The organism is Chryseobacterium antibioticum (assembly GCF_012927325.1).
GTDB classification, from domain to species: domain Bacteria; phylum Bacteroidota; class Bacteroidia; order Flavobacteriales; family Weeksellaceae; genus Chryseobacterium; species Chryseobacterium antibioticum.
On record NZ_JABBGI010000001.1, the window covers coordinates 290093 to 315108 of the forward strand.

Annotated in this window: 18 protein-coding genes and 1 rRNA gene; 15 read left to right on the top strand and 4 right to left on the bottom strand. The window is 37.7% G+C overall.

Annotated elements, in window-relative coordinates; translation table 11 throughout:
- Nucleotides 1–406: 406 nt before the first annotated feature.
- The gene (locus HHL23_RS01400) at nt 407–1567 is read right to left on the bottom strand and encodes a GlmU family protein (protein ID WP_169233042.1); all 1161 of its coding nucleotides are present in this window, start codon (nt 1565–1567) and stop codon (nt 407–409) included.
- A 326-nt stretch (nt 1568–1893) separates the two neighbouring features.
- Nucleotides 1894–2145 carry a type B 50S ribosomal protein L31 gene (locus tag HHL23_RS01405; RefSeq protein WP_073329174.1) on the bottom strand — a complete coding sequence of 84 codons (252 nt, stop codon included), beginning with the start codon at nt 2143–2145 and terminating at the stop codon, nt 1894–1896.
- Between the two features lie 183 nt (nt 2146–2328).
- On the opposite strand from HHL23_RS01405, the gene HHL23_RS01410 reads away from it, so the two are divergent.
- The 5 genes from HHL23_RS01410 (at nt 2329) to HHL23_RS01430 (ending at nt 6605) form a co-directional block, all read left to right on the top strand.
- Complete coding sequence (locus tag HHL23_RS01410) at nt 2329–3738, top strand: hypothetical protein (protein ID WP_169233043.1); 1410 nt, start codon at nt 2329–2331, stop codon at nt 3736–3738.
- Nucleotides 3738–4064: a nucleotide pyrophosphohydrolase gene (locus HHL23_RS01415; RefSeq protein ID WP_040997695.1), complete on the top strand. Its 327-nt coding sequence runs from the start codon at nt 3738–3740 to the stop codon at nt 4062–4064. The genes HHL23_RS01410 and HHL23_RS01415 overlap by 1 nt, the downstream gene beginning before the upstream one ends.
- A 92-nt stretch (nt 4065–4156) precedes the next feature.
- On the top strand, nt 4157–5380 hold the full coding sequence (locus HHL23_RS01420; protein WP_169233044.1) for a 3-phosphoshikimate 1-carboxyvinyltransferase: 1224 nt from the start codon (nt 4157–4159) through the stop codon (nt 5378–5380).
- A 52-nt stretch (nt 5381–5432) separates the two neighbouring features.
- Entirely contained in the window at nt 5433–5918 is a 486-nt protein-coding gene (locus tag HHL23_RS01425) for a hypothetical protein (protein ID WP_169233045.1), read from the top strand.
- A 15-nt stretch (nt 5919–5933) separates the two neighbouring features.
- Entirely contained in the window at nt 5934–6605 is a 672-nt protein-coding gene (locus HHL23_RS01430) for a hypothetical protein (protein ID WP_169233046.1), read from the top strand.
- Between the two features lie 103 nt (nt 6606–6708).
- Here HHL23_RS01430 and HHL23_RS01435 read toward each other — a convergent pair whose 3' ends face one another.
- On the bottom strand, nt 6709–8541 hold the full coding sequence (locus tag HHL23_RS01435) for an alkaline phosphatase (protein ID WP_228464533.1): 1833 nt from the start codon (nt 8539–8541) through the stop codon (nt 6709–6711).
- 408 nt (nt 8542–8949) lie between these two features.
- Between HHL23_RS01435 and HHL23_RS01440 the strand changes: the two genes are divergently transcribed.
- From HHL23_RS01440 to HHL23_RS01485, 10 genes are all read left to right on the top strand, one after another.
- Nucleotides 8950–9738: an SDR family oxidoreductase gene (locus HHL23_RS01440; protein WP_169233047.1), complete on the top strand. Its 789-nt coding sequence runs from the start codon at nt 8950–8952 to the stop codon at nt 9736–9738.
- 160 nt (nt 9739–9898) lie between these two features.
- Nucleotides 9899–11503 (top strand): BamA/TamA family outer membrane protein, encoded by a 1605-nt coding sequence (locus tag HHL23_RS01445; protein ID WP_169233048.1) that lies wholly within the window; start codon nt 9899–9901, stop codon nt 11501–11503.
- A gap of 509 nt (nt 11504–12012) precedes the next feature.
- Entirely contained in the window at nt 12013–15159 is a 3147-nt protein-coding gene (locus HHL23_RS01450) for a SusC/RagA family TonB-linked outer membrane protein (RefSeq protein WP_169233049.1), read from the top strand.
- Nucleotides 15160–15178: 19 nt separating this feature from the next.
- On the top strand, nt 15179–16714 hold the full coding sequence (locus tag HHL23_RS01455) for a SusD/RagB family nutrient-binding outer membrane lipoprotein (protein WP_169233050.1): 1536 nt from the start codon (nt 15179–15181) through the stop codon (nt 16712–16714).
- Nucleotides 16715–16794: 80 nt separating this feature from the next.
- Nucleotides 16795–19137, top strand: coding sequence for a phosphocholine-specific phospholipase C (locus tag HHL23_RS01460; RefSeq protein ID WP_169233051.1), 2343 nt, complete (start codon nt 16795–16797; stop codon nt 19135–19137).
- Nucleotides 19138–19359: 222 nt separating this feature from the next.
- Entirely contained in the window at nt 19360–19938 is a 579-nt protein-coding gene (locus HHL23_RS01465; RefSeq protein ID WP_169233052.1) for a hypothetical protein, read from the top strand.
- 92 nt (nt 19939–20030) lie between these two features.
- Entirely contained in the window at nt 20031–20837 is an 807-nt protein-coding gene (locus tag HHL23_RS01470) for a WxL protein host-binding domain-containing protein (protein WP_194306267.1), read from the top strand.
- The gene (locus HHL23_RS01475; RefSeq protein WP_169233053.1) at nt 20830–23586 is read left to right on the top strand and encodes a COG1470 family protein; all 2757 of its coding nucleotides are present in this window, start codon (nt 20830–20832) and stop codon (nt 23584–23586) included. The genes HHL23_RS01470 and HHL23_RS01475 overlap by 8 nt, the downstream gene beginning before the upstream one ends.
- Nucleotides 23583–24107 carry a hypothetical protein gene (locus HHL23_RS01480; protein ID WP_228464535.1) on the top strand — a complete coding sequence of 175 codons (525 nt, stop codon included), beginning with the start codon at nt 23583–23585 and terminating at the stop codon, nt 24105–24107. The genes HHL23_RS01475 and HHL23_RS01480 overlap by 4 nt, the downstream gene beginning before the upstream one ends.
- A gap of 11 nt (nt 24108–24118) precedes the next feature.
- Nucleotides 24119–24643: a hypothetical protein gene (locus HHL23_RS01485; RefSeq protein ID WP_169233054.1), complete on the top strand. Its 525-nt coding sequence runs from the start codon at nt 24119–24121 to the stop codon at nt 24641–24643.
- Between the two features lie 291 nt (nt 24644–24934).
- Here the strand turns inward: HHL23_RS01485 and rrf are convergent.
- Nucleotides 24935–25016 (bottom strand): 5S ribosomal RNA (gene rrf / locus HHL23_RS01490); the annotation flags it as partial.

Below are 25016 nucleotides of genomic sequence, written 5' to 3' on the forward strand. Positions count from 1 at the left end.
TAATTCTATTACATGATATTATAAAAAATTGAATCTTTTTGTATTTTGCGTCCTCTGCATATTCATAAAACCCTTCTATAAAAGCGTTTCAATGATTTTTATAAAAATACCTATTTTTTCCTTTTCAGAAAGATAATTTAAAAACCTTAGTCTTTTCTCTAATTTTCATTAAACTAAATTCGAAACTTCGTAAAAAAAGTCAATCTATAGTTTCAGGAAATGACATTTATCCGGTCTCCCACGGATTTCACAGATAACACAGGTTTTTTAGATTTAATGGAGCTAAAACATAAATAGTAACGCATCATTGTCTGTGAAGATCTGTGTTATCTGGGGGAAAATAAACAAGTTTTCACATCATCAGTATTGGATAACATAAAAGCCTCCGAAATGGAGGCTTTCAATATTAATAGGTATTAAAAATATGTTTCAGTATAGATTTATCTTCGTCTGTTAAAGGTATTTTTCTTCTTGCCATTGCTCTTTCTGCCACTTCATAGGCTTTATCCAACTTAAATCTTTCATCATCCTTACATCCGCCCCATGAGAAGTTCTCCACAAGGTTGGGTGGAAAACCCGGTTTAAATATATTGGAAGCAACACCTATTACCGTTCCGGTATTCAATTGGGTATTGATTGCTGTTTTGGAATGATCTCCCATAATAAGACCGGCAAACTGAAGCCCTGTATCTTCGAAAGCTTTTGTTCTGTAATTCCATAATTTGACATGGCTGTAATTATTTTTAAGGTTAGAAGAGTTGGTATCTGCCCCGAAATTACACCATTCGCCAATCACAGAGTTTCCGACAAAACCTTCGTGACCTTTGCTTGAATACCCAAATATAATGATGTTCTTCACTTCACCTCCCACTTTACAATGAGGGCCTACCGTAGTAGCTCCGTAAATCTTTGAGCCTAAATTAAACTTAGAGTCTTCTCCTAATGAAATAGGTCCGCGAAGATTGCAACCTTCCATCACCTCAGCATTTTTTCCAATGTAAATCTTGCCTGTTTTTGTATTAATAGTAGAAAATTCGATCTGAGCTCCTTCTTCAATAAAGAGATCTTTTTTATCACCCAAAAATCCGTTGGTAGAAGACAACTCCTGAGAGACTCTTCCTTCTGTAAGCAAGGCAAAATCAAAATCGATGGCCAGATGATTATACGTAAATAAGTCTGTAGGTTTTTTAAAAAAGACGAGTTCTTCTTTGATATCCGTCATCTTTTCGATCTGATTCAAAGAGAAACCTTTCATATTAATTTTGGCAGCGACCAGTTCATCCTCATAAACGAGTGCTTCACCCAGCTTAAGATCCTTGATCTGCTGAATCACAGTTTCTGTAGGCAGGAAATTAGTAACCAGGAAAAGACTTTCTTTGTCTTCGGGACTTTTAAACTTATTCTGAAGATAATTTTCAGTAAAGTAAGAAACTTCGGTATTACCCAGGATCTTTTGCCATCGCTCAGAAAAAGTAAGGATTCCGCATCGCATGGCAGCAACAGGACGGGTAAAGGTAAGCGGAAGGAAGTCTTCCCAATACTGGGCATCTGAAAATACTAATTGCATTGTAATAAAGAAGTTAGAGATTAGAGATTAGAATTTAGAGACTGGAAGATGGAGGTCTGGTACTTTACATCCAATATACAGGATCTAATTTCTGTTCAGAACAAAAATACAAAAATAGCTTGAAATAGAGATTAGATGTTAGAAGTTAGAAGTTAGTTTATAAAAGTCTAAGTAAAAATATCTGTCTTTTGTTTAGAAAGAATACAATTACCATTTATAGCGATAAAGTACAAAATACACCCAACTACCTTCTAATCTATAACTTATACTAATAAAAAAAAGTCTCCCAATACATTGGAAGACTTTTATATGTTTGATAACAAAAATTACTTAGAGAATTTTTTGTATTTGTTCATGAACTTATCAACTCTACCTGCAGTGTCAACTAGTTTCACTTTACCAGTGTAGAAAGGGTGAGAAGTTGAAGAGATTTCCATTTTGATCAATGGGTATTCTTGTCCTTCAAATTCGATGCTATCTTTTGTTTCTGCAGTAGACTTACAAAGAAACACGTCGTCGTTACTCATATCTTTGAAAACAACAAGTCTATAATTTTCTGGGTGGATTCCTTTTTTCATAATACAATTTTTAAAAAATTAAAGTTTGCTTTCGAAATAGTAATGGTATTTCTCTGCTAATTTTAGGCTGCAAAAATACAACATTTTTTTTAAATATCCAAATACTGAATCCAATTTTTTTTATTGATAAGAAATTCAAAGTATTTTCGTTAAATTTGGAATCTATATTAAACTTTAATTTCGATGAAATTCAAACTATTACTGGCTTTTTCTTTCTGGATGCTTCTTGTGGCAGTATCATGTAATAAAGACGATATTACTTTTGATGCACCTTCGCAGCAGTTAAGTTTTTCAAGAGACACGGTATTCTGTGACACCGTTTATCATCAGGTACGTTCTGAAACGTATGTTGTAAAAGTATATAATAATGAAGACAAAGATGTTTTGATTCCCAGGATCAATCTTGAAAAGGGAAGCGCATCATTATATAGGATCAATGTAGACGGAAAACCGGGATACGATTTCAAAGATGTGCCTTTGAGAAAGAAAGACAGCATGTATATTTTTGTTGAAATCGCACCTGAAGCTACCGGTCCGCAGGCTATCGCCGAAGATAAGATTCTTTTCAACAGCGGTGCAGGACAACAACACGTGACTTTATTTTCAGTCGTTCAGGATGCGGAATTCTTCATCCAGACTCCTACCAATCCTAATTTGATCACCACCCATACCACGTGGAACAAAAACAAAGCTAAGATCATTTATGGAGACCTTACGATCAATCCTAATATAACACTGGATATTCAGCCGGGGACTAAAGTATATTTCCATACCAACAGCGGGATGAAAGTCTCAACAGGCGCTACATTAAATATCAATGGAGCCTTGAACGATGAAGTCATTCTCCGCGGAGACCGAAATGACCTGGATCACGATACACTTCCTAAAAACTGGAACTCTATCCGTATGGAAGCGAATTCTAATCTTAATATGAATTTTGCCAGACTTTTCGGAGGAACGAGAGGACTGGATATGAAACAGAATACAGCAAATATCAGCAATTCATTTATCCATACTTTCTTTGAGTATGGTATTTATGCTGTAGGCTCCACAGTTACTGCTACGAACCTGGTAATGAATAACTGTGGCGAATCATGTATTGGGATCTTCAGAGGAGGAAACCACAGCTACACCCATGCTACCATTGCCAATTATTCCAAAACAATGGGATCATTCAACAGAAACGGAATTACCGCAGCCAATGAATGGAAGAATGCTGCCGGAACCACAGAACAGGGAGCTCTTCAGCGCCTTGATATAAAGAATAGTATTGTTTATTCTGACAGGGACAACTCTGTTAATTTTGAACAGACTCCGGGACAGCAGTTTGAATTCCTGATCCAGAACTCGCTCATCAAATACTCAGGGGTACCTGAAGCTGGTTTCCCTTTTGATAATAATGTAAGGGTAATACAGAGTATCAAGAACGAAGATCCGCAATTCCTTAACTATTTTGCAGCGAAGATGAATTTAAGAGTAAAAACCACATCTCCCGCAAGAGGAAAAGGAAATCTAACCGTTGCAGGAACTGTACCTCTTGATATCGTGAATGTGTCGAGAACCACTAACCCTACTCTTGGAGCTTATCAATAATGGAAATCACACAACTGCAGCAGCAAGTCGACGAATGGATCAAAACCATCGGCGTCCGCTATTTCAATGAACTGACCAATATGGCCATGCTGACCGAAGAGGTCGGCGAAGTAGCCAGAATCATAGCCAGAAGATATGGCGAGCAGAGCGAAAAAGAAAGTGATAAAAGCAAGGATCTTGGGGAAGAACTGGCAGATGTACTGTTTGTCACTTTATGCTTAGCCAACCAGACGGGAGTGAATCTCCAGGAAGCTTTCGACAAAAAAATGAAGATCAAAACTGACCGAGATAAAGACCGGCATCAGAATAACGAAAAGTTAAAATAGAAATAGATTTCAGATATAAGACACCAGATATCAGACTTTAAACAATCTGATCTCTGATCTCTGTCATCTGATGTCTCTAATTTGAAGAAATAATGAAGTTAGAAAAATCAAAATTATCAGCAGATAAAACAGTTCAAATCAGCGGTTCGAAAAGTATTTCGAATCGTTTGTTGATTTTGGAAAGTTTATTTAAAAACATACAGATCGGGAATTTATCCAATTCCCAGGATACACAGCTGCTGAAAAAGGCACTGTCTGAAAATACCGAAACCGTAGACATCCACCACGCAGGAACAGCGATGCGTTTCCTTACCTCCTATTACTCCATTTTTGAAGGAAAGACGACCGTTCTTACCGGATCTAAAAGAATGAAGGAAAGACCGATCAAAAACCTGGTAAGTGCATTAAAAGATCTGGGTGTTGAGATTGAGTATTTAGAAAATGAAGGTTTTCCGCCTTTAAAAATTACAGGAAAGAAGATCACCCAAAAGCAAGTGAACGTTCCGGCTAATATATCAAGCCAATTCATTACTTCTCTCCTTCTTATTGCGGGTAAACTGGAAAACGGACTGGAAATTAATCTGGTTGGTGAAGTTACTTCAAGATCATATATAGAAATGACGCTGGATATTCTGACCAGATTCGGAATTAAAAACAGTTTTGAAGGAAATACTATTAAAGTGGAACCTTTTCTTGTAAATGATGAAGTGTCAACAGTGAGCTATGAGGTAGAAAGTGACTGGAGTTCGGCTTCATACTTCTACTCTATCTGTGCGCTGGGAAGAGAAACCATCCATCTGAAAAGCTTTTATAAGGAGTCTACTCAGGGAGATTCTGCGATTGCTAAGATCTATGAAGACTTTTTCGGTATTAAAACGACATTCACAGAAGAAGAACATAAACTCACCTTACAACCGGACCCTGATTTTTCTTTCCCGGAAAAAATCATCCTGGATATGAACAACTGTCCTGATATTGCCCAAACATTGTGCGTAACAGCTGCAGCATTAAAAATTCCGTTTGAAATTTCCGGACTGGGAACTTTAAGAGTAAAGGAAACCGACAGACTTCAGGCTCTATATAATGAACTGAAAAAACTGGGAACTGATACGGAGATCACAGACCTTACGATCAAGTCCGTAAGTTTTGGAGAACCGGAAGAGAATATTTCTATCAGAACCTACCAGGATCATAGAATGGCCATGAGTTTTGCACCGTTCTGCCTTATTAAGGAACTCAATATTGAAGAGGAAGATGTAGTGGAGAAATCCTATCCGATGTTTTGGAAAGATCTTGATGACGTTATGATTCGTTGATTGTACGATTTGTTGATAAGATAATGTAGTAATTTGAAAATATACCGCTCTTATGAGAAATTCTCTTCTGTTTTTTGCTTTGATGATCCCGCTGGCTTTTTCGGCACAATATCTTTTACCCAATGAGGAAACTATTTTTTCGTTTAATACAAAAAACGGTAAGACAATGTTTTTGGTGAAAGATAAAAAGAATGCTTATATTCAATATAGATTTGGAAGCAAAGACCATGTAGAAATGGAGTTTCCCGCTTCGAGAACAAAGGAAAGCTGGAAGCAGTTTACCTACAATTCTTACCACAGAGGAGGCGGCAAGCAGAATGCAGGTATGGATCTCAACTATTTGTCATTTTCAAATAATAACTATAAATATCAATTGTTCAGAACCTATTATGCAGAAGATGAATCGTTGTCTACAGGCATCACAGTAACTGACAGTAAAGGAAAAGAAACTGATATTAAAGGAATTTATAAATCCATCAAAGGCTGCATGTGCAATCTGGAAGACACAGAAGTAAATAAAGAGGATTTTGGATTATAATTTTAAAATACTCCAGTGAAAAAGCTTTTTTCTCTTACCGTCTCACTGTTAATCGTGGGATTACAGGCTCAAAGCCTGAAAGATTTCTCTGTTCCGAAAGGTTATCAAAAAATAGCTGAAGCCCAAGGAGATCTGGACAAAGACGGAAAAGATGAAACAGTAATCATCTTCAATACGGATAAAAAAAACAACCTGGATGATCGTGATGATTTCCTCAGATCATTTTTTATCTTAAAAAATATAGACGGAAAACTGAAAATATGGAAGGAGAACAACACCGTTCTTTTTTCCAGCGGAATGGGGTTTTATCCGGAAGATAATGCTCCTCCTGAAATATCTATTAAAAACAACAGTCTTTCCATCACGCAAATATTCAATACCAATTCGAGGCACACACAGACTTACAAACATACGTTCCGTTTTCAGAATGGAGATTTTTACCTTATCGGTTCCCATGACAGATTTGAAGACACCTGCGATTTTAATTATCTGAACGAGATCAATTTCTCAACTGGAAAAGTAATTGTTGATGAAGAACACTCTTCCTGTGAGGAGGAAAGAGTTATCCCCAAAGATATTCATAAAGAATTGACCTATCCGTTTAAGACTTTAATCAGAATGAACAATTTCACAATTGGGGAAAACAAATTTAAAATCCCCGGTTTAAAAAAAGAAATTTACTACTGATTATCAATAACATAAATGAGCAGAATAAAAATCCTGCTCATTTCTTTTTTACGTTGTCTACACACTTATCCACAGAGTTATCCACAATTTGTGAACGCCCTTTTTACTTGCGGATTTCATAGGCTTCCAATATCTTACTGAAGATTTCAGTATTTTCAAACAGCCCGGTGAATTCCTGAGAATTGGGTCCGTAAGCAAATACACTGGATGGAATTGAGGTATGATCATTGGTACTAAAATTCCCAAACACCCAACCCTCCTTAAGGCTTCCATCCAAAAGTGTCAAGCCTCCGGTTTCGTGATCTCCTACTACAACTACCAGCGTTTCTTTATTTTCATCCGCAAACTTCATCGCTTTTCCTACTACATGATCGAAATCCAGTAATTCGGTCACCAGCTGCTCCAGATTATTGCTGTGCCCACCTCCATCGGTCTGGGAAGCTTCCACCATCATAAAGAAGCCTTTTTTATTTTCCTTTACATCATTTAAGGTAAGATCAAAAGCATCAGCCAGCCAGTTTCCTCTTCCGTTGGTTATGCTCTGTGAAGCCAAAGGATCGATCACCAATGTACGGCTGTTTATCTTCCTGACCGATTTCAGATCCTGATAAAAATCGATTTGAGCATCTTTGATCTTCTGCACATTCTCCCGGCTCAATCCGCTCGTAGGTCCTCCAATTAAAATCTTAGTTTTAGAACTCACAAAATCCTTCAGGATAGGTTCCGAACTGTTCCTGTTGTCCGAATGCGCATAGAAATCTGCCGGCGTTGCATCGGTAACATCTCCTGTGGAAATTAATCCTGAAACCATTCCTTTAGCCGCAATAATATCCGGAATCTGAGCCAGAGCTTTTCCCTGATCATCAACTCCTACAAATGTATTTTTGGTTTTGACTCCTGTAGCAAATGCCGTTGATCCAGGTGCGGAATCTGTAATGTAAGCATTGGAAGAATTGGTTTTGGATAGCCCGGTGGATTTCATATTAAAAACATTCAACTTTCCTTTGTTGGCTGTAAAAGCAGCATAATATTGAGGAAGGGAAGTCCCGTCCGGAATCAGGAGAATAACATTTTTAACCTTCTTACTGGTTTGGTCTGTTTTGTATGTTGGTTTGTACACTTCATACTCCTTTGTACTCTTATAAAAATTTTTAGGAATGGTATTGATGAACTTTTTAAGATCAGGAATATGATCCGTATTGATATAATCCACACCAAGATCCATTAAATTCACCCAGGCGTTGGTAAAATCAGGAGCCCCGTAAAATCGGATCGCCCTGTGTTGGGCATGCGCTTTTTCTACAGCTCTTCTGATCTTTTCCGTTTCTTCGTCTCTTGGAATCCCTTTTCCGTTCCATTTGACCAGCTCCTGAAAATCTGCACTGAATATTCCAACCCTTTTAAGTTGATCTTCGGTATAATTTGTATCAAGATCCCCGTCAAAAAAGAGATAATTGGGATAGTTCTTAAAATCACCCGGCTGAGGTCGTCCTCCGGTGATCACAATTTTAACGCCCGGACAGCTCGTAATTTCAGGATATTTCCTCAAAGCGCTCACCAAAGCACTCAGAGACGTTTTATAATCCTGTTTAATGTCAATGAGCAGCTGTAGTTTTTTATTAGCATCAGAATAAATATTTCCTTTATTGAGTTTAATCTGCTTCGAAATCGGATCAAGATAGAGACTTTCAAGTGTTCGGTTTGGTAGCAGTTCTTTTTCGGTATGTGCCACCCACAATTTCCCTTTTACCAGGAAAACATCTGCTTCAATGGAACCAAATTTGGCATAATAGGCCTGCCAGAAAGGTATTTCTTGTTGATAATCATTATGGGAATGGGCATTACCTACAGTATATTTCAGATAATTTTGAGCCTGGCTTTGGACAAACAGACCAAAAGCTAATACAGCTGCTATTTTTTTTGATAATTTCATCATACGACTTAAATCCGGATCTTATATTTACAATTCTATTTTTCGGCAGACAAAATTATAAAAGCTCTGTACACCCCTTCATTAAGGTTTTCTTATGTTTTCATTAAAAAACTGGTTTCATAGCAGAACTAAACCTAACCCTCAGACTATCAATATGATTCTTACAACACAAATCACAAACTAATAATTTAGTTTAAAAATAGATCATTTCCATCCCCTTTTTTCACCATCGAAGATTCGGGCAGCGTAATGATAAAGACTGAAACAATGTTAAGAAGTAAATAAATAACAGAGTTCATTATTCTTTTTTTACATTTGCTGAAAATACGGTTTACGCTGAGACAGTTGATAAAAAACAGTTCACCAGCATCCCGAACAAAAATTAAAAAGTCTAAAAAATTATATAATTCAATGACTATTATCATCACTGGAACCTCATCAGGAATAGGTTTTGTACTGGCTGAATATTTTGGAAAGAAAGGTCATCAAGTATATGGTTTAAGCCGGAAACATACAGAAAGTCAATACTTCAGGTCTATTCCTACGGATGTTACCGATAACGATGCGGTTCAGAATGCCATTGCTGAAGTTTTAAAAACAGAATCAAGGATTGATGTTCTGATCAACAATGCCGGAATGGGAATGGTGGGCGCTGTAGAAGATTCTACGAAAGAAGATATTTTAAAACTATTCAACCTGAATCTTGTAGGTTCTGTTCAGATGATGAGCGCTGTTCTTCCGAAAATGCGTGAACATAAATTCGGAAAGATCATCAATATTTCAAGTATCGGCAGCGAAATGGGACTTCCATTCCGTGGTTTTTACTCTGCATCAAAATCTTCACTGGACAAAGTAACGGAAGCTATGAGGTATGAAGTCTATCCCTGGAATATTGATGTTTGCTCGCTCCACCTTGGTGATATCAAAACAAATATTGCAGAGAACCGCGTGAAAACACAAGTTTCCGAACCTTACAAAAGGGTATTCGACAAAGTGTATGCTTTGATGAATTCGCATGTGGGTGATGGAACTGAGCCTCTTGAGGTTGCAACCTATGTTGAAAATCTTTTGAATAAGAAAAAATGGAAAGCCCATTATTATTTTGGTAAATTCGGGCAGAAGATTGGAGTTCCGTTGAAATGGATTCTTCCTCAGGGAACATATGAGAATTTAATGAAAAAATATAATAAACTGGACTAAATTCAGTTATTAAAAAAAAATATTTAATAGTAGTTTGAACCATTAAGTTCTATTAAGTTGTTAAGAATGATTAAGTGAGCTTTGCTTTTTTAAGTTTAATACGAAAGTGAACTTCAATTAATTCTTAAAGTATAAGTTAATGGTTTAAATAAATTGAGCATTGAAATTATTTCTAAAAATATTTTTTATCCTGTTCTGCGTTTTTGTACAAGCGCAGAAGAAACAGTATTGGCTCATCGATACGGAAACAAATGTCAGAAAAAAAGTAAAAGATTCTGTTTCAGCCGTGAAATTTCTAGACTCTCTATCGCAAAGCAATTATTTCTTCACCAAACTGAAGGACGTAAAAGTAAAAGGTGACAGCACGGAAATTTTTTACGATAAAGGAAAGAATTTTAACGAAACGTATGTAGAACTTTCGGATTCCATAACACAGAAATTAAAGATTCAGAAAGATTTTTATACTAAAAATTTAGATTCCACGAAGAAGAGCATCAACAAAAGATATATTGATGACGGCTATTCTTTCAGCCGTCTTAAATCTAAATATAAAGGTCAGAAAAACGGCTATCCCGTGATAGAACTGGATATCAACAAAAATGATAAAAGAAAGATTGATGCTTTCGTAGTCAAAGGTTACGAAAGGGTTCCCAAAAGGTTTATGAAGAACCTCGAAAAGGAATTCAAAGGGAAAAACTACGACGACAAAAATCTTTTAGCCATCAGTAAAAATTTCCAGAACCATGCTTTCGTAACGCTGGAACGGCCTCCCCAAACATTATTCACCAAAGATTCCACCAGCATTTACCTGTTTATGGAAAAGAAAAAAACGAATACTTTTGATGGGATGATTGGTTTCGGGAACGATAAAACAGAAAAATTCACACTGAACGGAACTCTGAATGTGAACTTCAGGAATATGTTCAATGGTTTTGAAACAGTCAATCTTTACTGGCAGAGAAACCCGGATAAAGGGCAGACTTTTGACCTCCAGACTGATATTCCATATCTGCTTAAATCCAATGTAGGAATGAACCTGAAAGTCAATATTTTCAGGCAGGATTCTACTTTCGCGAACGTAAAATTCCTTCCTGCTTTCTATTATCATATCAATAACCGTAACAAAATCGGACTTAGGGGAACACTTGAATCGTCCAGTATCATTGATACTTTATATGTTCAGGGGAAAGATTACAATAAAAGGGGACTTGGGATCTGGTTTGAAATGACGGAACCTACGGATATTGATCTTTTTCTATACAAAACAAGGATCAATGCCGGTTACGATTATCTGACCACAACATATACCAAAGATAATATCAAGGCTACCCAAAACCAGTTCTATTTCTTTGGGGAACACAATTACCATATTTCAGGTAACCACTTCCTGAATATTAAAGCTGAAGGCGCCATGATGGATTCTAAGATTGAATTCTCTGCGAACGAATTATACCGTTTCGGGGGCTGGAATTCTATGAGAGGTTTCAATGAAAAATCTCTTGCCGCCGACTTTTATTATTACGCAGGTTTGGAGTACCGATATCTCATTGGTAATCAGGCATTCTTTGACTTTTTTGGACAATACGGTCAGCTTAATAACAAATCTTTAAATGTGAAACCCAAACTCTACAGTGTCGGGCTCGGATTTAACTTTTTTATTCCTATCGGGTTGATGAGTTTCCAGCTTTCAAATGGTAATGAATTCGGGAATCCTTTTAAATTTAATGATATCAAGATCCACTGGGGTATCCTGAGTAGATTCTAAAAAAGAAGATTTTTATTTTCCTTTCTCCATTAATTATACTTATCCTATCCTAAAAATTGTCTAAATTTTTAACCCAAAGGTTCAAGGCAATATGTTTTAGCTTTAAGATGAGCAAAGAGGTGTGGCTGCGCCACTGAATAAGCTGACTTTTTATCCGCACGCTTCATCGAATCAATTTAAATTGATTCTTTACTTTGCATTACTAAATATAACAGCATTATACTCAAACTTTGCGTTTAAAAAAACATTCAGTAAAAAGTAAAATCATTTCATCTAAATCAACAGAAGCCTTTCTTTTTCAGGATGAAAGACAAGGGTTTTTAATGAAAAGCTGTGCTTTTATAGGACGTATTATACAGTATAATAAAAGCAAATATTAAAACATAAGCGCTTTTCAGTTTTATTATTATGTTAAATATTTCTGTTAAAAAATATTAAATAGTATTTTTCTTTTAATACCACATTAAAATTCAGGTAACAGTACACCGCTAAATTTGTCCTCAAAAAAAATGAAGAAGACTTTAGCTACTTTTGCTGTTTTTTTACTCCCCCTTTATCTTACTGCTCAAGAAATTAACATTTCCGGAAATGTAAAATCCGAAAACGGCTCCAGCGTATCCGGAGTAAGCATTACCGACAAAAACACCGGAAAAACTACGGTAACTGATGAAAGCGGTAATTTTACGATCTCAGCGAACCCAAAAGATACTCTTGAGTTTTATGCTCCGGATTTCTCTATGTACACGGTGGAAGTTTCTTCCAAAAGACAATATTCTGTTGTCTTAACAAAAGCGAATGAGAAACAGATCGAAGGCGTAGTGATTACGGCTTTGGGAATCGCCAAAAAGAAAGAAAAAATCGGTTATTCTACCCAGGAAGTGGGAACGAAACAGTTTGAAACCATCACCACTCCAAGTATAGGAAATTTATTCTCAGGACAGGTGGCCGGTCTGAACGTTTCCAACCCTACGGGAATGCAGCAAGCCCCGCAGTTTACCTTGAGAGGAAATTCCAATCTGGTCTTCGTCATTGACGGGGTGATTGTAGAAAAAGAAGTTTTCCAGAATCTGGATCCTAACAATATTGCCAACATCAACGTTCTGAAAGGTGCAACGGCTTCTGCACTATATGGTTCAAGAGGAAGATACGGAGCGGTTCTGATCACCACGAAAAGTGCTAAAAAGAACGGTTTCTCAGTAGAGTTTTCACAAAATACAATGGTAACAACAGGATTTACGAATCTTCCTACAACCCAAACCGAATACGGAAACGGATCACACGGAAAGTACGAATTCTGGGACGGAGCGGATGGCGGTGTGAACGACGGTGACATGATCTGGGGACCAAAATTTACTCCCGGACTGAAAGTTGCCCAATGGAACAGCCCGATCAGGGATAAAATGACAGGACAGGTGATTCCGTGGTATGGTGCGGTATCAGGAACTCTGTATAATGATAAATCAAGATACGAAAGGGTTCCGATTGACTGGAGATATCATGATAATTTAGATACCTTTTTAAAACCTGCGGTAATCAACAATAACAGTTTCGCCGTAAGCTATAAAAACAATAAAGACATTTACAGGCTTTCCGGAAATTTCATGAATTATGATGACAGAGTTCCCGGTTCTTACCTGCAGCGTTATGGTGTTAATTTCTCTTCTGAAAACCATTTGGGAGAAAAACTGACTTTCGACACCAAATTCAATTTCAATCAAACTTTTACACCCAATATTCCTAACTACGATTACAACCCGAGTGGGCATATGTACACCATTCTGATCTGGATGGGAGCAGATGTAGACGGAAGAGATCTTAAAAACCACATGTGGGTTCCAGGAAAAGAGGGGACGGCACAGGCCAACTGGAATTATGCATGGTACAACAATCCATGGTTCGGATCCGAATATTATAAAAATAAAAACAGAACCAATGTGATCAACGCACAAACCGGTCTGGAATATAAAGCAACCGAAGACTTCTCTGTAAAAGGTAAGATATCCATGGTTGAAAATCACAACAAGCAGGAAATACTAAGCCCTTATTCGTATTTCAACTACAGCGCTCCAAGAAGCGGCGGTTATCTTCTGAATGACTCCAAAACATGGAACCTGAACTCTGATGTATTAGCGACCTACAAGAAAAAATTCTCTGACAATTTTGACTTCACAATCAATGCCGGAGGTTCCACATTTTATTATAAAAATAACATCGACAATGCTTCAACAGACGGGCTGAAAATTCCTGAACTGTATTCTCTGGAAAATTCTACAGGCGCTGTAAAATATTATGATTATCTGAAAGAAAAGTTGATCTACAGTGCGTATTCAACGATCGATATCGGATTGTATGATGCCTTTTTCATCAATGTATCCGGACGTAACGACTGGTCTTCCACACTTCCAAAAGCCAACAGGTCTTACTTCTACCCTTCTGCGTCGGTAAGTGCCGTGATTTCAAATTTAGTCAAAATGCCGGAAGCCGTAAGTCTTTTAAAACTTTCAGCTTCGTGGGCTAAGGTAGCTTATGACTTCAAACCATATTCAACCAGAAATTATTATTTTAATAATAAAGGAGCTACTTTCAACGGAAACCCGATGTTCAATTACCCTACGATCCTGAACATTGAAAATTCTTTAAAACCAGAACAAACCAACTCTTATGAATTAGGATTAAGTGCGGGATTATTTAAGAACAGGCTGACCCTGGATGTGACGTATTTCAGAACATTAGACTATAATAATATTCTTGAATTCCCTACTGCCCCTTCATCCGGATTCACTTCTCAATATGTGAACGGCAACGAATACACAACGAAAGGTTTGGAAATCTCTTTAGGCTTGGTTCCTGTAAAAACAGCCAATTTCACATGGAGATCTTTAATTAACTGGAGCACGTATGAGCAGAAACTGACTTCTATCTATGACAATAGATCGAACTACAACAATATCAAGGTCGGTGAAAGAATGGACAGTTTTTACGATTATACCTGGAAGAAATCACCAGACGGAAAAGTAATTCTGGATGCTAAAACAGGAATGCCTACAAGAGCAGATGCACCAAGTAATCTGGGTCATTTTAATCCGGACTGGACTTTCGGTTTCAACAACACTTTCAAATATAAAAAGTTCACCTTGAATATCGGAATCGACGGAAGCATAGGTGGCGTAATGAGATCCCAGGTCGTAGAAAAAATGTGGTGGGGTGGAAAACATCCCAACTCAACCGCTTACCGAGATCTTGAATATTCGAATCCGGGAACCTATTATTTCGTACCGGACGGTGTCAATTACAACGCCACTACAGGAATGTATACTCCACATAAGAAACCGATCAGCTTCCAGGACTGGGCACAGAACTATCCTTATCAGGCAAGGGTAACGGAAGATGAAAGTGAGCTATTTGCAAATGTTTTCGACAGAACGTTTATCAAGCTGAGATCTGTAGTCCTGGAATATGACTTCTCTTATCTCCTGAATCCGAAAGGAATGATCAAAAATTTCACCGCCAATATTTCGGCTTATAACCTGGCCATGTGGAAAAAGTCGAAAAACTTGTATTCTGATCCTGATTACCAGATTGGCACAAAAGACGTGAATGACATCCAGGATCCTTCCAGCAGATGGATCGGAGTCGGATTTAATCTTAAATTTTAATTAATAAGTATCCTGAACAATGAAAAACAATATCAATATAATAGCGAAATCGCAGAATGGTACAACGGCAAAATGGCTAAGAAGATTCAGTATAAAATCGGCTGCTTTTGCAGGACTCATGCTGTTGGCTTCATGCGAATCTGATCTCGACAAAATCAATGAAAACCCCAACGATCAGGCCAGCGTAGATCCTAAAGTTCTTCTGACCTATGTTTCAAAAGATGCTTTTCAGGTAAACGGCGAAAATATGTACGCTTCCAGAATGATGATAGGAACAGATGGTGAAAACGTATATCAGTACATGAAATGGAATGATGCCTCTTTCAATGTATATACCACGGGTCTTTTGAATACAGGAAAAATGATGCAGGAAGCCGAGAAGATCAGCAATAAAAATTATGCTGCCATCGGTAAATTCTACAGAGCTTATTATTTCTTTAATTTAAATTTAAAATTCGGAAGCATTCCTTACACAGAAGCCGTAAAAGGTGAATCAGGAATTACCCAGCCAAAATATGACAGCCAGGAAACGGTGATGGCCGGAATTTTATCCGAACTGAAAGAAGCCAATGATCTGATTAATACCACTGATAAAATTGAAGGCGACATTATTTACAGTGGGGATGCTTCAAAATGGAAAAAACTAATCAATTCTTTCCGTCTGAAAGTTTTAATCAGTATGTCTAAAAAAACGACATTGGGAAGCTATAATATAGCCCATGAATTTGCTTCTATTGCCAATAATCAGGCTTTAATGACCTCCATTTCAGATAATGGACAGCTTAAGTTTGCCGATGCAGCAGACAGCAGATATACCATGTTCAACAACAGTGGTTATGGCTCAAGTTTATATATGGCCGATTATTTTATCAATTTATTTAAAGTAAGGCAAGATCCGCGTCTGTTCACTTTTGCAGCACAGACGACAGCAGCGAAAGAAGCAGGAAAACCAGTTACAGATTTTACTGGATACAACGGAGGAGATCCCAATTCTTCTTATTCTGACAACGCGGCTTTGATCACGGCAAAAAATATTTCTAAAGTGAACGACCGTTTTTATAAAGATGCGACCAATGAGCCTTCATCCGTCTTAAGCTATTCGGAACTTGAATTTATTTTGGCAGAAGCTGCGGCAAGAGGATGGATCTCAGGATCAGCAAAAACGCATTATGATAATGCAATTAAAGCTAGTTTCAGTTTTTATCAGACCTATGTAAAAAATCCGGGGCAATATTTTTCAGGATTTGATGTGAATCAATATCTGGCGTCTCCGTTAGTAATTTACAATGATTCGGATCTGCCTGAAACGCGTTTGGAAAAAATTATGACTCAAAAATATATGACTATGTTTCATCAGAGTCAGTGGACCTCTTATTATGATTATCTTAGAACAGGATTCCCAAAATACCCGCTTAAAGATGGAGTCCCTGCTCCCTTCAGATTCAGATATCCACAGGCTGAATACAACTACAATAACACCAACCTAAAAGCTGCATTGGCCACCCAGTATGGAGGAAATGACAATATCAATTCTAAACCATGGTGGCTTCAGTAAGAACCTAAATATTTATATAAAACAGATAAACCGCAGGAAAATCCAATTAACTTGCGGTTTATTTCTTATTTTGATTGATCATGAACAGAAGAGAATTTTTAGAAAAATCAAGCCTTTTGATGGCCGGACTGGGAACTTCAAGCGTTCTTCATCCAGCTATTTTAAAAGCACTGGCTATAGAGCCTGCGGCACTTTCCACCTTTTATGATGCAGAACATGTGGTAATCCTGATGCAGGAAAACCGTTCTTTTGATCATGCTTTCGGATCGCTAAAAGGCGTAAGGGGATTTCTGGACAAAAGAGCTTTTGTGAAGCAGGACGGACATTCCGTTTTCTTTCAAAAAGATGATTCCGGAAAATATGCTTCGCCTGCCAGACTCGATCTCAGAAATACTAAATCTACATGGATGAGTTCGTTACCGCACTCATGGTCTGACCAGCAAAAAGCTTTAAATAAGAGAAAATATGACCAGTGGCTTCAGTTTAAAGCCTCCGGAAACAAAGACTATAAAAATATTCCGCTTACTCTAGGATATTATAACCGGGAAGATCTTCCGTTTTATTATCAGCTGGCGGATGCGTTTACGATATTTGACCAATATTTTTGTTCTTCCCTTACCGGAACAACTCCCAACAGACTTTTCCATTGGTCGGGAACACTAAGGGAGCAGCAGAACGGCAAAGTAAAAGCGAATGTTTACAATGAAAATATTGATTACGACAAAGCCAGACAGGCCCACTGGAAAAGCTTTCCTGAAATTTTAGAGGAACAGAATGTTTCTTGGAAGATCTATCAGAATGAGATCAGTCTTCCGAAGGGAATGTCTGGTGAACAGGAAGCATGGTTAAGTAATTTCACAGATAATCCTATTGAATGGTTTTCAAAATTCAATGTCAAATTTTCAAAAGGGTATCATGAAAATATCCCTAAGATCATCGCTTACCTGAAGGAAGAAATGGCTAAAAAACCGGATCAGAAGAAAAGGTTTGAAACGCTGATCGCTGAACTTGAAGAAGATCAGACTCAATATACTCCTGAACATTATGCCCAACTTTCGCAGCTGGAAAAAAATCTTCATGAAAAAGCCTTTACAACAAACATCAATGATCCCGACTACTGGAATCTGGAGATCGGAAAGGATGAAAATGGAGAAAAACTGGTCGTACCAAAAGGAGATGTACTTTTTCAGTTCCGGAAAGATGTAGAAGAGAAAAAACTTCCGCTGGTTTCCTGGCTCGTGGCTCCTGAACATTTTTCTGACCACCCGGGATCTCCGTGGTATGGAGCATGGTATATTTCAGAAGTTCTCAATATTCTGACCAAAGATCCTGAGACCTGGAAAAAAACCATTTTTATGATCAATTATGATGAGAATGATGGTTATTTTGACCATGTTCTTCCATTCGCCCCACCTGTTAATCCTAGCCAGCCTGTAGATCTGAATGGTAAAGAAGGTGTGGAATATGTGGATCAATCCCAGGAATATATGTCTGTCCTCCCGTTGAAAGATCACGAGAGAATAGAAGGGACCGTTGGTCTGGGCTATAGAGTTCCGATGATCATCGCATCGCCCTGGACGAAAGGAGGTTTTGTCAATTCTGAAGTTTCGGATCACACTTCCGTACTGCAGTTTCTTGAGAAATTCATACAGAAAAAGTATAAGAAAGACGTTACGGTTGACAATATCAGTGACTGGAGAAGAGCGATCTGTGGAGATCTGACTTCATCTTTCAATGCTTCCAATACAAAGGCTCCGCAAATGGATTATCTTGATCAGAAAGATTATGCGAAAACCATCAATGCTGCCAAAAGCAAGCCTGTCCCCAATTTGAAATGGTATGCTGAAAATGAAATCAGCGATCGTCTTCTTGAGATTCAGGAAAGAGGAATCAAACCATCCAATGCGCTTCCCTATCATTTCCATGTCAATCTGGAAAACGGAAAGATTAAAATGACGAATTTAAAAGAAGCCGGGGTTCCTCTGTTAATGTATGACAGGACCCAATTTAACAGCAGTCAATATCATTTTTCATATGCATTATATTCAAAGCAAGAGCTTTTCCATACCGTGAATCCTGAAAAGTATGACTATGAAGTTTTCGGACCCAATGGCTTCTTCCGAAAATTTAGTGGAAATAACACTCCTGAAATAGAAGTACAGCTAATTAGCAATGGTTCCAAAAATGAGGTGGAACTGATTTTTAAAAAACAAAAAGGAAATGTCTCTCTTATTGTGGAAAATCTGTACGAGAAAAATAAAAAGACAGTCTCTTTGCACCAGTCAGAAGAGAAAATGGTAATTGATCTCAACAAAAATAAGGGCTGGTATGATTTAAAAGTAGTCTTTGACGATCATATCTGGCATTTTGCAGGAAGAATAGAAACCGGAAAAGTTTCCATTTCAGATCCCCACTGGGCATAAATCCATACATCATAAAAAATCACGGCCTTACACGATTTGTGTAAGGCTTTTCTTATGATTACGATCATAGCTTAGTAGGGTAATTTTACATAATTTGCATATAAATATCATAACACATAATGTAATACTATAAAAGAATATATAATAATATTTAAAAAATAAGATTTTATTACCATTATTTGTCTATTTTCATTAAATTCACCTAACTAATTAATTAACATCATGAAAAAATTAAAATTTAGCCTTGCCGTATGTTTTATGGCCGCTGCACTTTCCGGTAGCTTACAGGCACAAGACACCAACACGGATAATCACACAGTGACTATTTCAATTCCTGAAGTTGCACTGGTAGATATTGAACCTTCAGCAACGAAAAACATCACATTAGGATTTACAGCACCTACAGAGGCAGGTAACCCAGTTACCGCGACTGCTTCTAACAATACCCTTTGGTTGAATTATTCTTCCATCAAATCTGTGGCAGATCCTACCCGTAATGTATCCGTAAAAGTAAATGCTCTTATTCCCGGAGTTGATATCCAAGTTACGGCAGCAGCAGCTACCGGCAGTGGTGATGGTACATTAGGTACACCAGCAGCCCAGATCACACTGAGCGCTGCGGACCAGACCATTATTTCAGGGATCGGAAGTGCTTATACAGGAAACGGAGCCAATAACGGGCACAATCTTACCTATGCTCTGGCAGCAGGAAGCGGGCCTGGAGGAGTAGCTGCGTATGCAGATTTACAGGCAACAGCGACTACGGTAGCTACAGTGACGTATACAATTTCAGATAACTAGTACCAACCTCAATTTTAAAATAAAGCAAGAAGAAACCGCCTGTCAGTTTCTTCCTGGTTTTATATGGTCAATGATTTAATTCCAAACTTTACATGATTATAATAAAGCGTATTCTCCTTTTGATGTTTCTGGTGATGCAGGTCAGCTTTCTGCATGCCGGTATTGTCGTCCTAAACGGCCTTACCCATACCTACAAAGTAGAAAATGGAAAGGTATATAAAGGGAAAATTGCTATTGAAAATACAGACAACAAACCTCAAAACGTAAAATTATTTCTACAGGATTTTACTTATCAGGCGGACGGTTCTATAAGCTATACCACCATACGCACCAACAGCAGAACTAATGGTGACTGGATTAAGCTTAATACGAATCTGATCACCTTAAAGGGAAAGGAAAAAACCGAAGTATTCTATGAAATTACAGTTCCCAATCAGCCCGTAAATCCGGGAAGCTATTGGAGTGTAATCATTGTAGAACCTGTAGATGATATAAAACCCAGCAATGATAAAGCCGGCGTAAATATCACTTCTGTGGTGCGTTATGCCATTCAGGTGATTACCGATTATGAACCGGAAAAAGCAAAGTCGGACCTTAAATTTGAAAGTGTAAAAATAGAAAAGGAAGAGGGAAAACAGATAGCAAAAATTGCGATAGCCAACAACGGTAACCTTTACTGTAAACCAACAGCAACTATTGAAATCTACAACCGTAAAACCGGAGAGCGTCTCGGAAGTTACACGAGCATTGCCATGGGATTATTACCACAGACCTCCAAATCATTTCATATTGACATCAGCAAAGTTCCGCCAGCTCAATACAAGGCTGTCATTATAGCCACCGATGAAGACGAAAATGCCTTTGCGCTCAATGTGGAATTAGAAGTAAAGAATGATTAAAACTTGGATTTTATATATCGTCCTATTATCACTATTCCCGGTACTTATTTTTTCTCAACAGCAGTCCAGTCAATTGCCCAGTAAAAAAGATAGTCTAATGCCGGGAATGTCTACTTCTATTTCCTTTTCATTAGAAAACACGTCGGCTGAAGACAAAACCTATGATCTCACCATTACCGCTTCAAGCCCGTTTCTCAAACCTATTTTAGAAAAAGCAGAATTTAAGATCACTGCGTACGAAAAAACCGTGTATATTGTTCCGATCCGTATTGCAGCAGAAGCAGGACAGGGTGTCTATTCAGTCATCCTGAACGGAACAAACCGCTATGATGGAACTTATTTTACAAAAACTTCACAGGTCACGATTTCCGGAAGCCGTAAACTTAGTCTCACCTCATTAAATTCACCGGAATTTATCAGAGCCGGAGAAACGATTCGGGCTTCGTTTCTTTTAAAAAACAGTGGAAATGTTACAGAAAAACTGATCCTGGAAAGCAAAAACGCAGTGGTAGATCATGATGCTTCTATAACATTGGCCCCTAACGAATCAAAAGTGATCGGTATCTACAAAGTCACCAATGCAGAGCTCAGTCAAAATGAATTTCAAAATCTCAACTTATCCGTTTATTCTCTGGATAATCCAAAGGAAAATCAAGTGGCTTACGTAAGTGTAAAAATTATATCGGTAAAGCCGGTAGAAGAGGATATTTATCACAGGCTTCCCGTTTCCGCCTCATTATCTTTTATAGGAATGCAAAATATGGGAATTTACCAGAATGGATTTCAGGGGGAAATATATGGTAAGGGAAGTTTAGATAAAGAAAATAAAAACCAGATTGAGTTTCATGCAGTAACTGCCAATCCTGTTGAATTCAATTCTTTTACTCAGTATGAAGAGTACTTCGTTAATTACAAAAGAGATAACTTTTTCGTTCATCTTGGAGATAAAACATATTCTGCTTCTTACTTAACTGAATTTGCAAGATATGGCCGGGGGGCAGAGGTTCGTTACGATTTTAAAAGATTCAGTGTAGGTGGATTTTATAACCATCCCCGGTTTTTCCGGGATATCAAAGATGAATTCAATGTGTATTCAACATTCAAGATCCGTAAAGAGTCAGAAATCACAGCAGGATATCTTTATAAAGTTCCCAGAAAAGGAGAAATGAACTTCGGAAATATCAGATTAGACTCTGAAGCTCACCTTCCGTACACTGCAGGAAAATTCAAGATCTCTAAAAATATCGTCCTTTCGGGAGAAGCTGCCTACAGTAAAACTGAGCAAATGGAGGGAACAGCCTATATGGCGCAAGCTCAAGCCACTTTTGAAAGGTTCAACGGAAATCTAATGTATATGAGAGCGAGTCCTAAATTTGCCGGCTATTTTACCAATACCAGCACATTTAATGGAAATCTACAGTACAGGATCTCTAAAAAGCTGAATGTATTTGGTAATTATACCCAGGATGCAAGAAATTTTCAAAGGGACACTTTATTTTATGCAGCACCCTACAGAAGGTTTCTGCAGTATGGAATACAGTACAAGTATATTCCGAGCGGCTTTATCACCTTCTATAATGGCTTTCAAAAATACCAGGATCGTTTGGAACCCAAACAGTTTGATTATTATGAGCAATATTTTAAAGTGAGTGTCGATCAGCAGATCGGAAAGTTTGTGGTGAACCTGCAGGGGCAGTTTGGGAAAACAAATAACTATCTGAGTGGATTTAATGGAAATTCCAGTTTCTATACCACCAATATATCTTTTGAGAAATTTAAGACCTCTTTCAGTATTTATGCAAGCTATGCTATTACTTCAAGATATCAGATGCAGAATGAGAAGCAGGTTTATTATGGAGCAAGAATCTTCAGCAGGTTTTCTGACAAGACAAGCCTAAGTCTTTTTTATCAGAATAATTATATGCCTGAGGAATATTTCAGAGACCGGAATCTTTTTGAAGTTCTATTTCATCAGCAATTATTTCGGGGCAGTGAACTTGATGTGTCAGGCAGATACTCTTTGCAACGTGGCGAGCTGGGCAATAAAGATTTTATATTTTCTTTACGCTATACACTTCGGCTTAATGTGCCTGTCCAAAAAACAGCAGAATATACTTCTCTGTCAGGAAATATCAATAATCTGGGTGTAAAAAAAACAGAAGGGATCAAATTAATGCTGGGCAGTCATTTATCTATTACCGACAAAGATGGAAATTACATGTTTAAAAACATTGTTCCCGGAGACTATTTTCTGGAGATAGACCGATCTACAGCTGATATCAATGATATAACAGATGTTTCTTTACCGGCATCTTTACATCTAGCCAACAAAGAAAATACTTTCAATTTTGGATTAACCACAGCATCTACAATCAAGGGAAGTATTCAACTTTCTGAAAATGAAGATAAAGACCAATACCGTTTTGCCCAATATCAGCTTAAAACTGAAAAAAACAAAAAACAAAGTATTATTATAGAGGCATCAAATGGTGAACAGACTTACCGTAAAATAGCATTTATCGGTGAAAGTTTTGACTTCACTTATTTGCGACCGGGAGAATGGAAAGTTAAACTTTACAGGAACGGTCTTGACAAAAGATATAAAATAGCAATGGACTCTTTTCAATGCAGTCTTAAACCATCGGAAACACAGAACATAACTATTCACATTGTAAAGCAACAGAGTGAAATGAAATACCAGCAGGAAATGATAAAAGTAGGATACAACGAAGTAAAAAAGAAAAAATGAAACTGGAAGAACCTATAGTATGTATAATTTTTTGTCTGATGACTAGCCCGATATTCTCACAGAGTACTATTGCTGTCACGCTTCCTGTAGTAACCCTAATAGATATCGAACCTGCAGGCACTTTTACGTTGAATTTTACGGCTCCTACTGAAGCCGGGCAGGCTTTAACGGCTCCTGCTGCCAATACAACAAAATGGGTGAATTATACTTCGGCTATTCCTTCGGGAGGTCTTACGAGAAGAATTACAGCCTCTGTCAATCAGGTTATTCCAGGTGTTGATATAAAAGTACAAGCAGCTGCAGCCTCTGGTGCCGGTGGTGGAACATTAGGCACATCATCAGGGTTGGTTACCCTGTCTACAACAGCAGCAAATATCATAACCGGGATAGGTGGAGCTTTTACGGGAAATGGAACTAATAATGGTCATAGACTAACGATTAGCCTTGTCGTAAATACTTATGCCAATCTTTCCTCCCGAACCAATACACCTGTTGTTATAACCTATACTATTACCGAATAAATAAAAAAGAAATGAAACATACTGACTTTATTATTCACCATAAAATATTTTCTGTAAAGTATATCTGTCTTGCCCTTTTTATCGTGTTCAGTTATCACAGTAAAGCGCAATCTGTAACCGTTCCAGTTACCAACTGGAATGCGACTATTACAGCCATTACAGAAGCTGGAAATAACTATACCGGAACTTATGCCAGTCCGACTAACCAAGCTAGTATTAATGTTGGCTTGCCAGCATTACTTGGAAGTGTAAAAGTTTATGTACATTATGAAGCTAATCCGACATGGAACAGCTCTTTAATTTTATCAGCTAAGCGAACCAGCAACGGCTCCACTCTATGTGTAGGATGCAGTATATCGGGAGGAACTACCTATATTACTGTACCTCTAACTGCCGTTGAATTATTTAGAATATCAACTATTCTATCCGTTACATCTTATACCGGGATCAATATACAGTATCAGGTAAGTGGAGTTTCTGTAACCATTCCTGCAGCAACTTATAATAGCAGAATAGTTTTTACAGTAAGCAATTAGTATCAATCAGCGTTGTAGTCATTATGTTCATGGGTGTCAACCAAAAAAATCCCACACATGACTGTATGAGAATTGATGCTTATTGCTTATTGCTTATTGCTTATTGCTTATTGCTTATTGCTTATGAAAGATAAATGATCCGCGATGAATGATCAATGCTTTTTGGTTAGGCCCTATTCTATTGCTTACTACCTATTCTTCATTCCCTATTCCCTATTCCCTATTCCCTTGGTTTGGGGTATAAATAAAAAAAAGTCTCATACAAATACATGTATGAGACTTTTTAATAAAAACTGGCGGCGGCCTACTCTCCCGCTTTCGCAGTACCATCGGCGCTGGTGGGCTTAACTTCTGTGTTCGGAATGGGAACAGG

Coding starts and splice junctions, on each gene's coding strand:
- HHL23_RS01460 (WP_169233051.1), top strand. CDS start 16,795: ATGAACAGAAGAGAATTTTTAGAAAAATCAAGCCTTTTGATGGCCGGA.
- HHL23_RS01440 (WP_169233047.1), top strand. CDS start 8,950: ATGACTATTATCATCACTGGAACCTCATCAGGAATAGGTTTTGTACTG.
- HHL23_RS01435 (WP_228464533.1), bottom strand. CDS start 8,541: ATGATGAAATTATCAAAAAAAATAGCAGCTGTATTAGCTTTTGGTCTG.
- HHL23_RS01480 (WP_228464535.1), top strand. CDS start 23,583: ATGAAACTGGAAGAACCTATAGTATGTATAATTTTTTGTCTGATGACT.
- HHL23_RS01455 (WP_169233050.1), top strand. CDS start 15,179: ATGAAAAACAATATCAATATAATAGCGAAATCGCAGAATGGTACAACG.
- HHL23_RS01485 (WP_169233054.1), top strand. CDS start 24,119: ATGAAACATACTGACTTTATTATTCACCATAAAATATTTTCTGTAAAG.
- HHL23_RS01410 (WP_169233043.1), top strand. CDS start 2,329: ATGAAATTCAAACTATTACTGGCTTTTTCTTTCTGGATGCTTCTTGTG.
- HHL23_RS01450 (WP_169233049.1), top strand. CDS start 12,013: ATGAAGAAGACTTTAGCTACTTTTGCTGTTTTTTTACTCCCCCTTTAT.
- HHL23_RS01400 (WP_169233042.1), bottom strand. CDS start 1,567: ATGCAATTAGTATTTTCAGATGCCCAGTATTGGGAAGACTTCCTTCCG.
- HHL23_RS01415 (WP_040997695.1), top strand. CDS start 3,738: ATGGAAATCACACAACTGCAGCAGCAAGTCGACGAATGGATCAAAACC.
- HHL23_RS01470 (WP_194306267.1), top strand. CDS start 20,031: ATGATTATAATAAAGCGTATTCTCCTTTTGATGTTTCTGGTGATGCAG.
- HHL23_RS01475 (WP_169233053.1), top strand. CDS start 20,830: ATGATTAAAACTTGGATTTTATATATCGTCCTATTATCACTATTCCCG.
- HHL23_RS01465 (WP_169233052.1), top strand. CDS start 19,360: ATGAAAAAATTAAAATTTAGCCTTGCCGTATGTTTTATGGCCGCTGCA.
- HHL23_RS01405 (WP_073329174.1), bottom strand. CDS start 2,145: ATGAAAAAAGGAATCCACCCAGAAAATTATAGACTTGTTGTTTTCAAA.
- HHL23_RS01425 (WP_169233045.1), top strand. CDS start 5,433: ATGAGAAATTCTCTTCTGTTTTTTGCTTTGATGATCCCGCTGGCTTTT.
- HHL23_RS01420 (WP_169233044.1), top strand. CDS start 4,157: ATGAAGTTAGAAAAATCAAAATTATCAGCAGATAAAACAGTTCAAATC.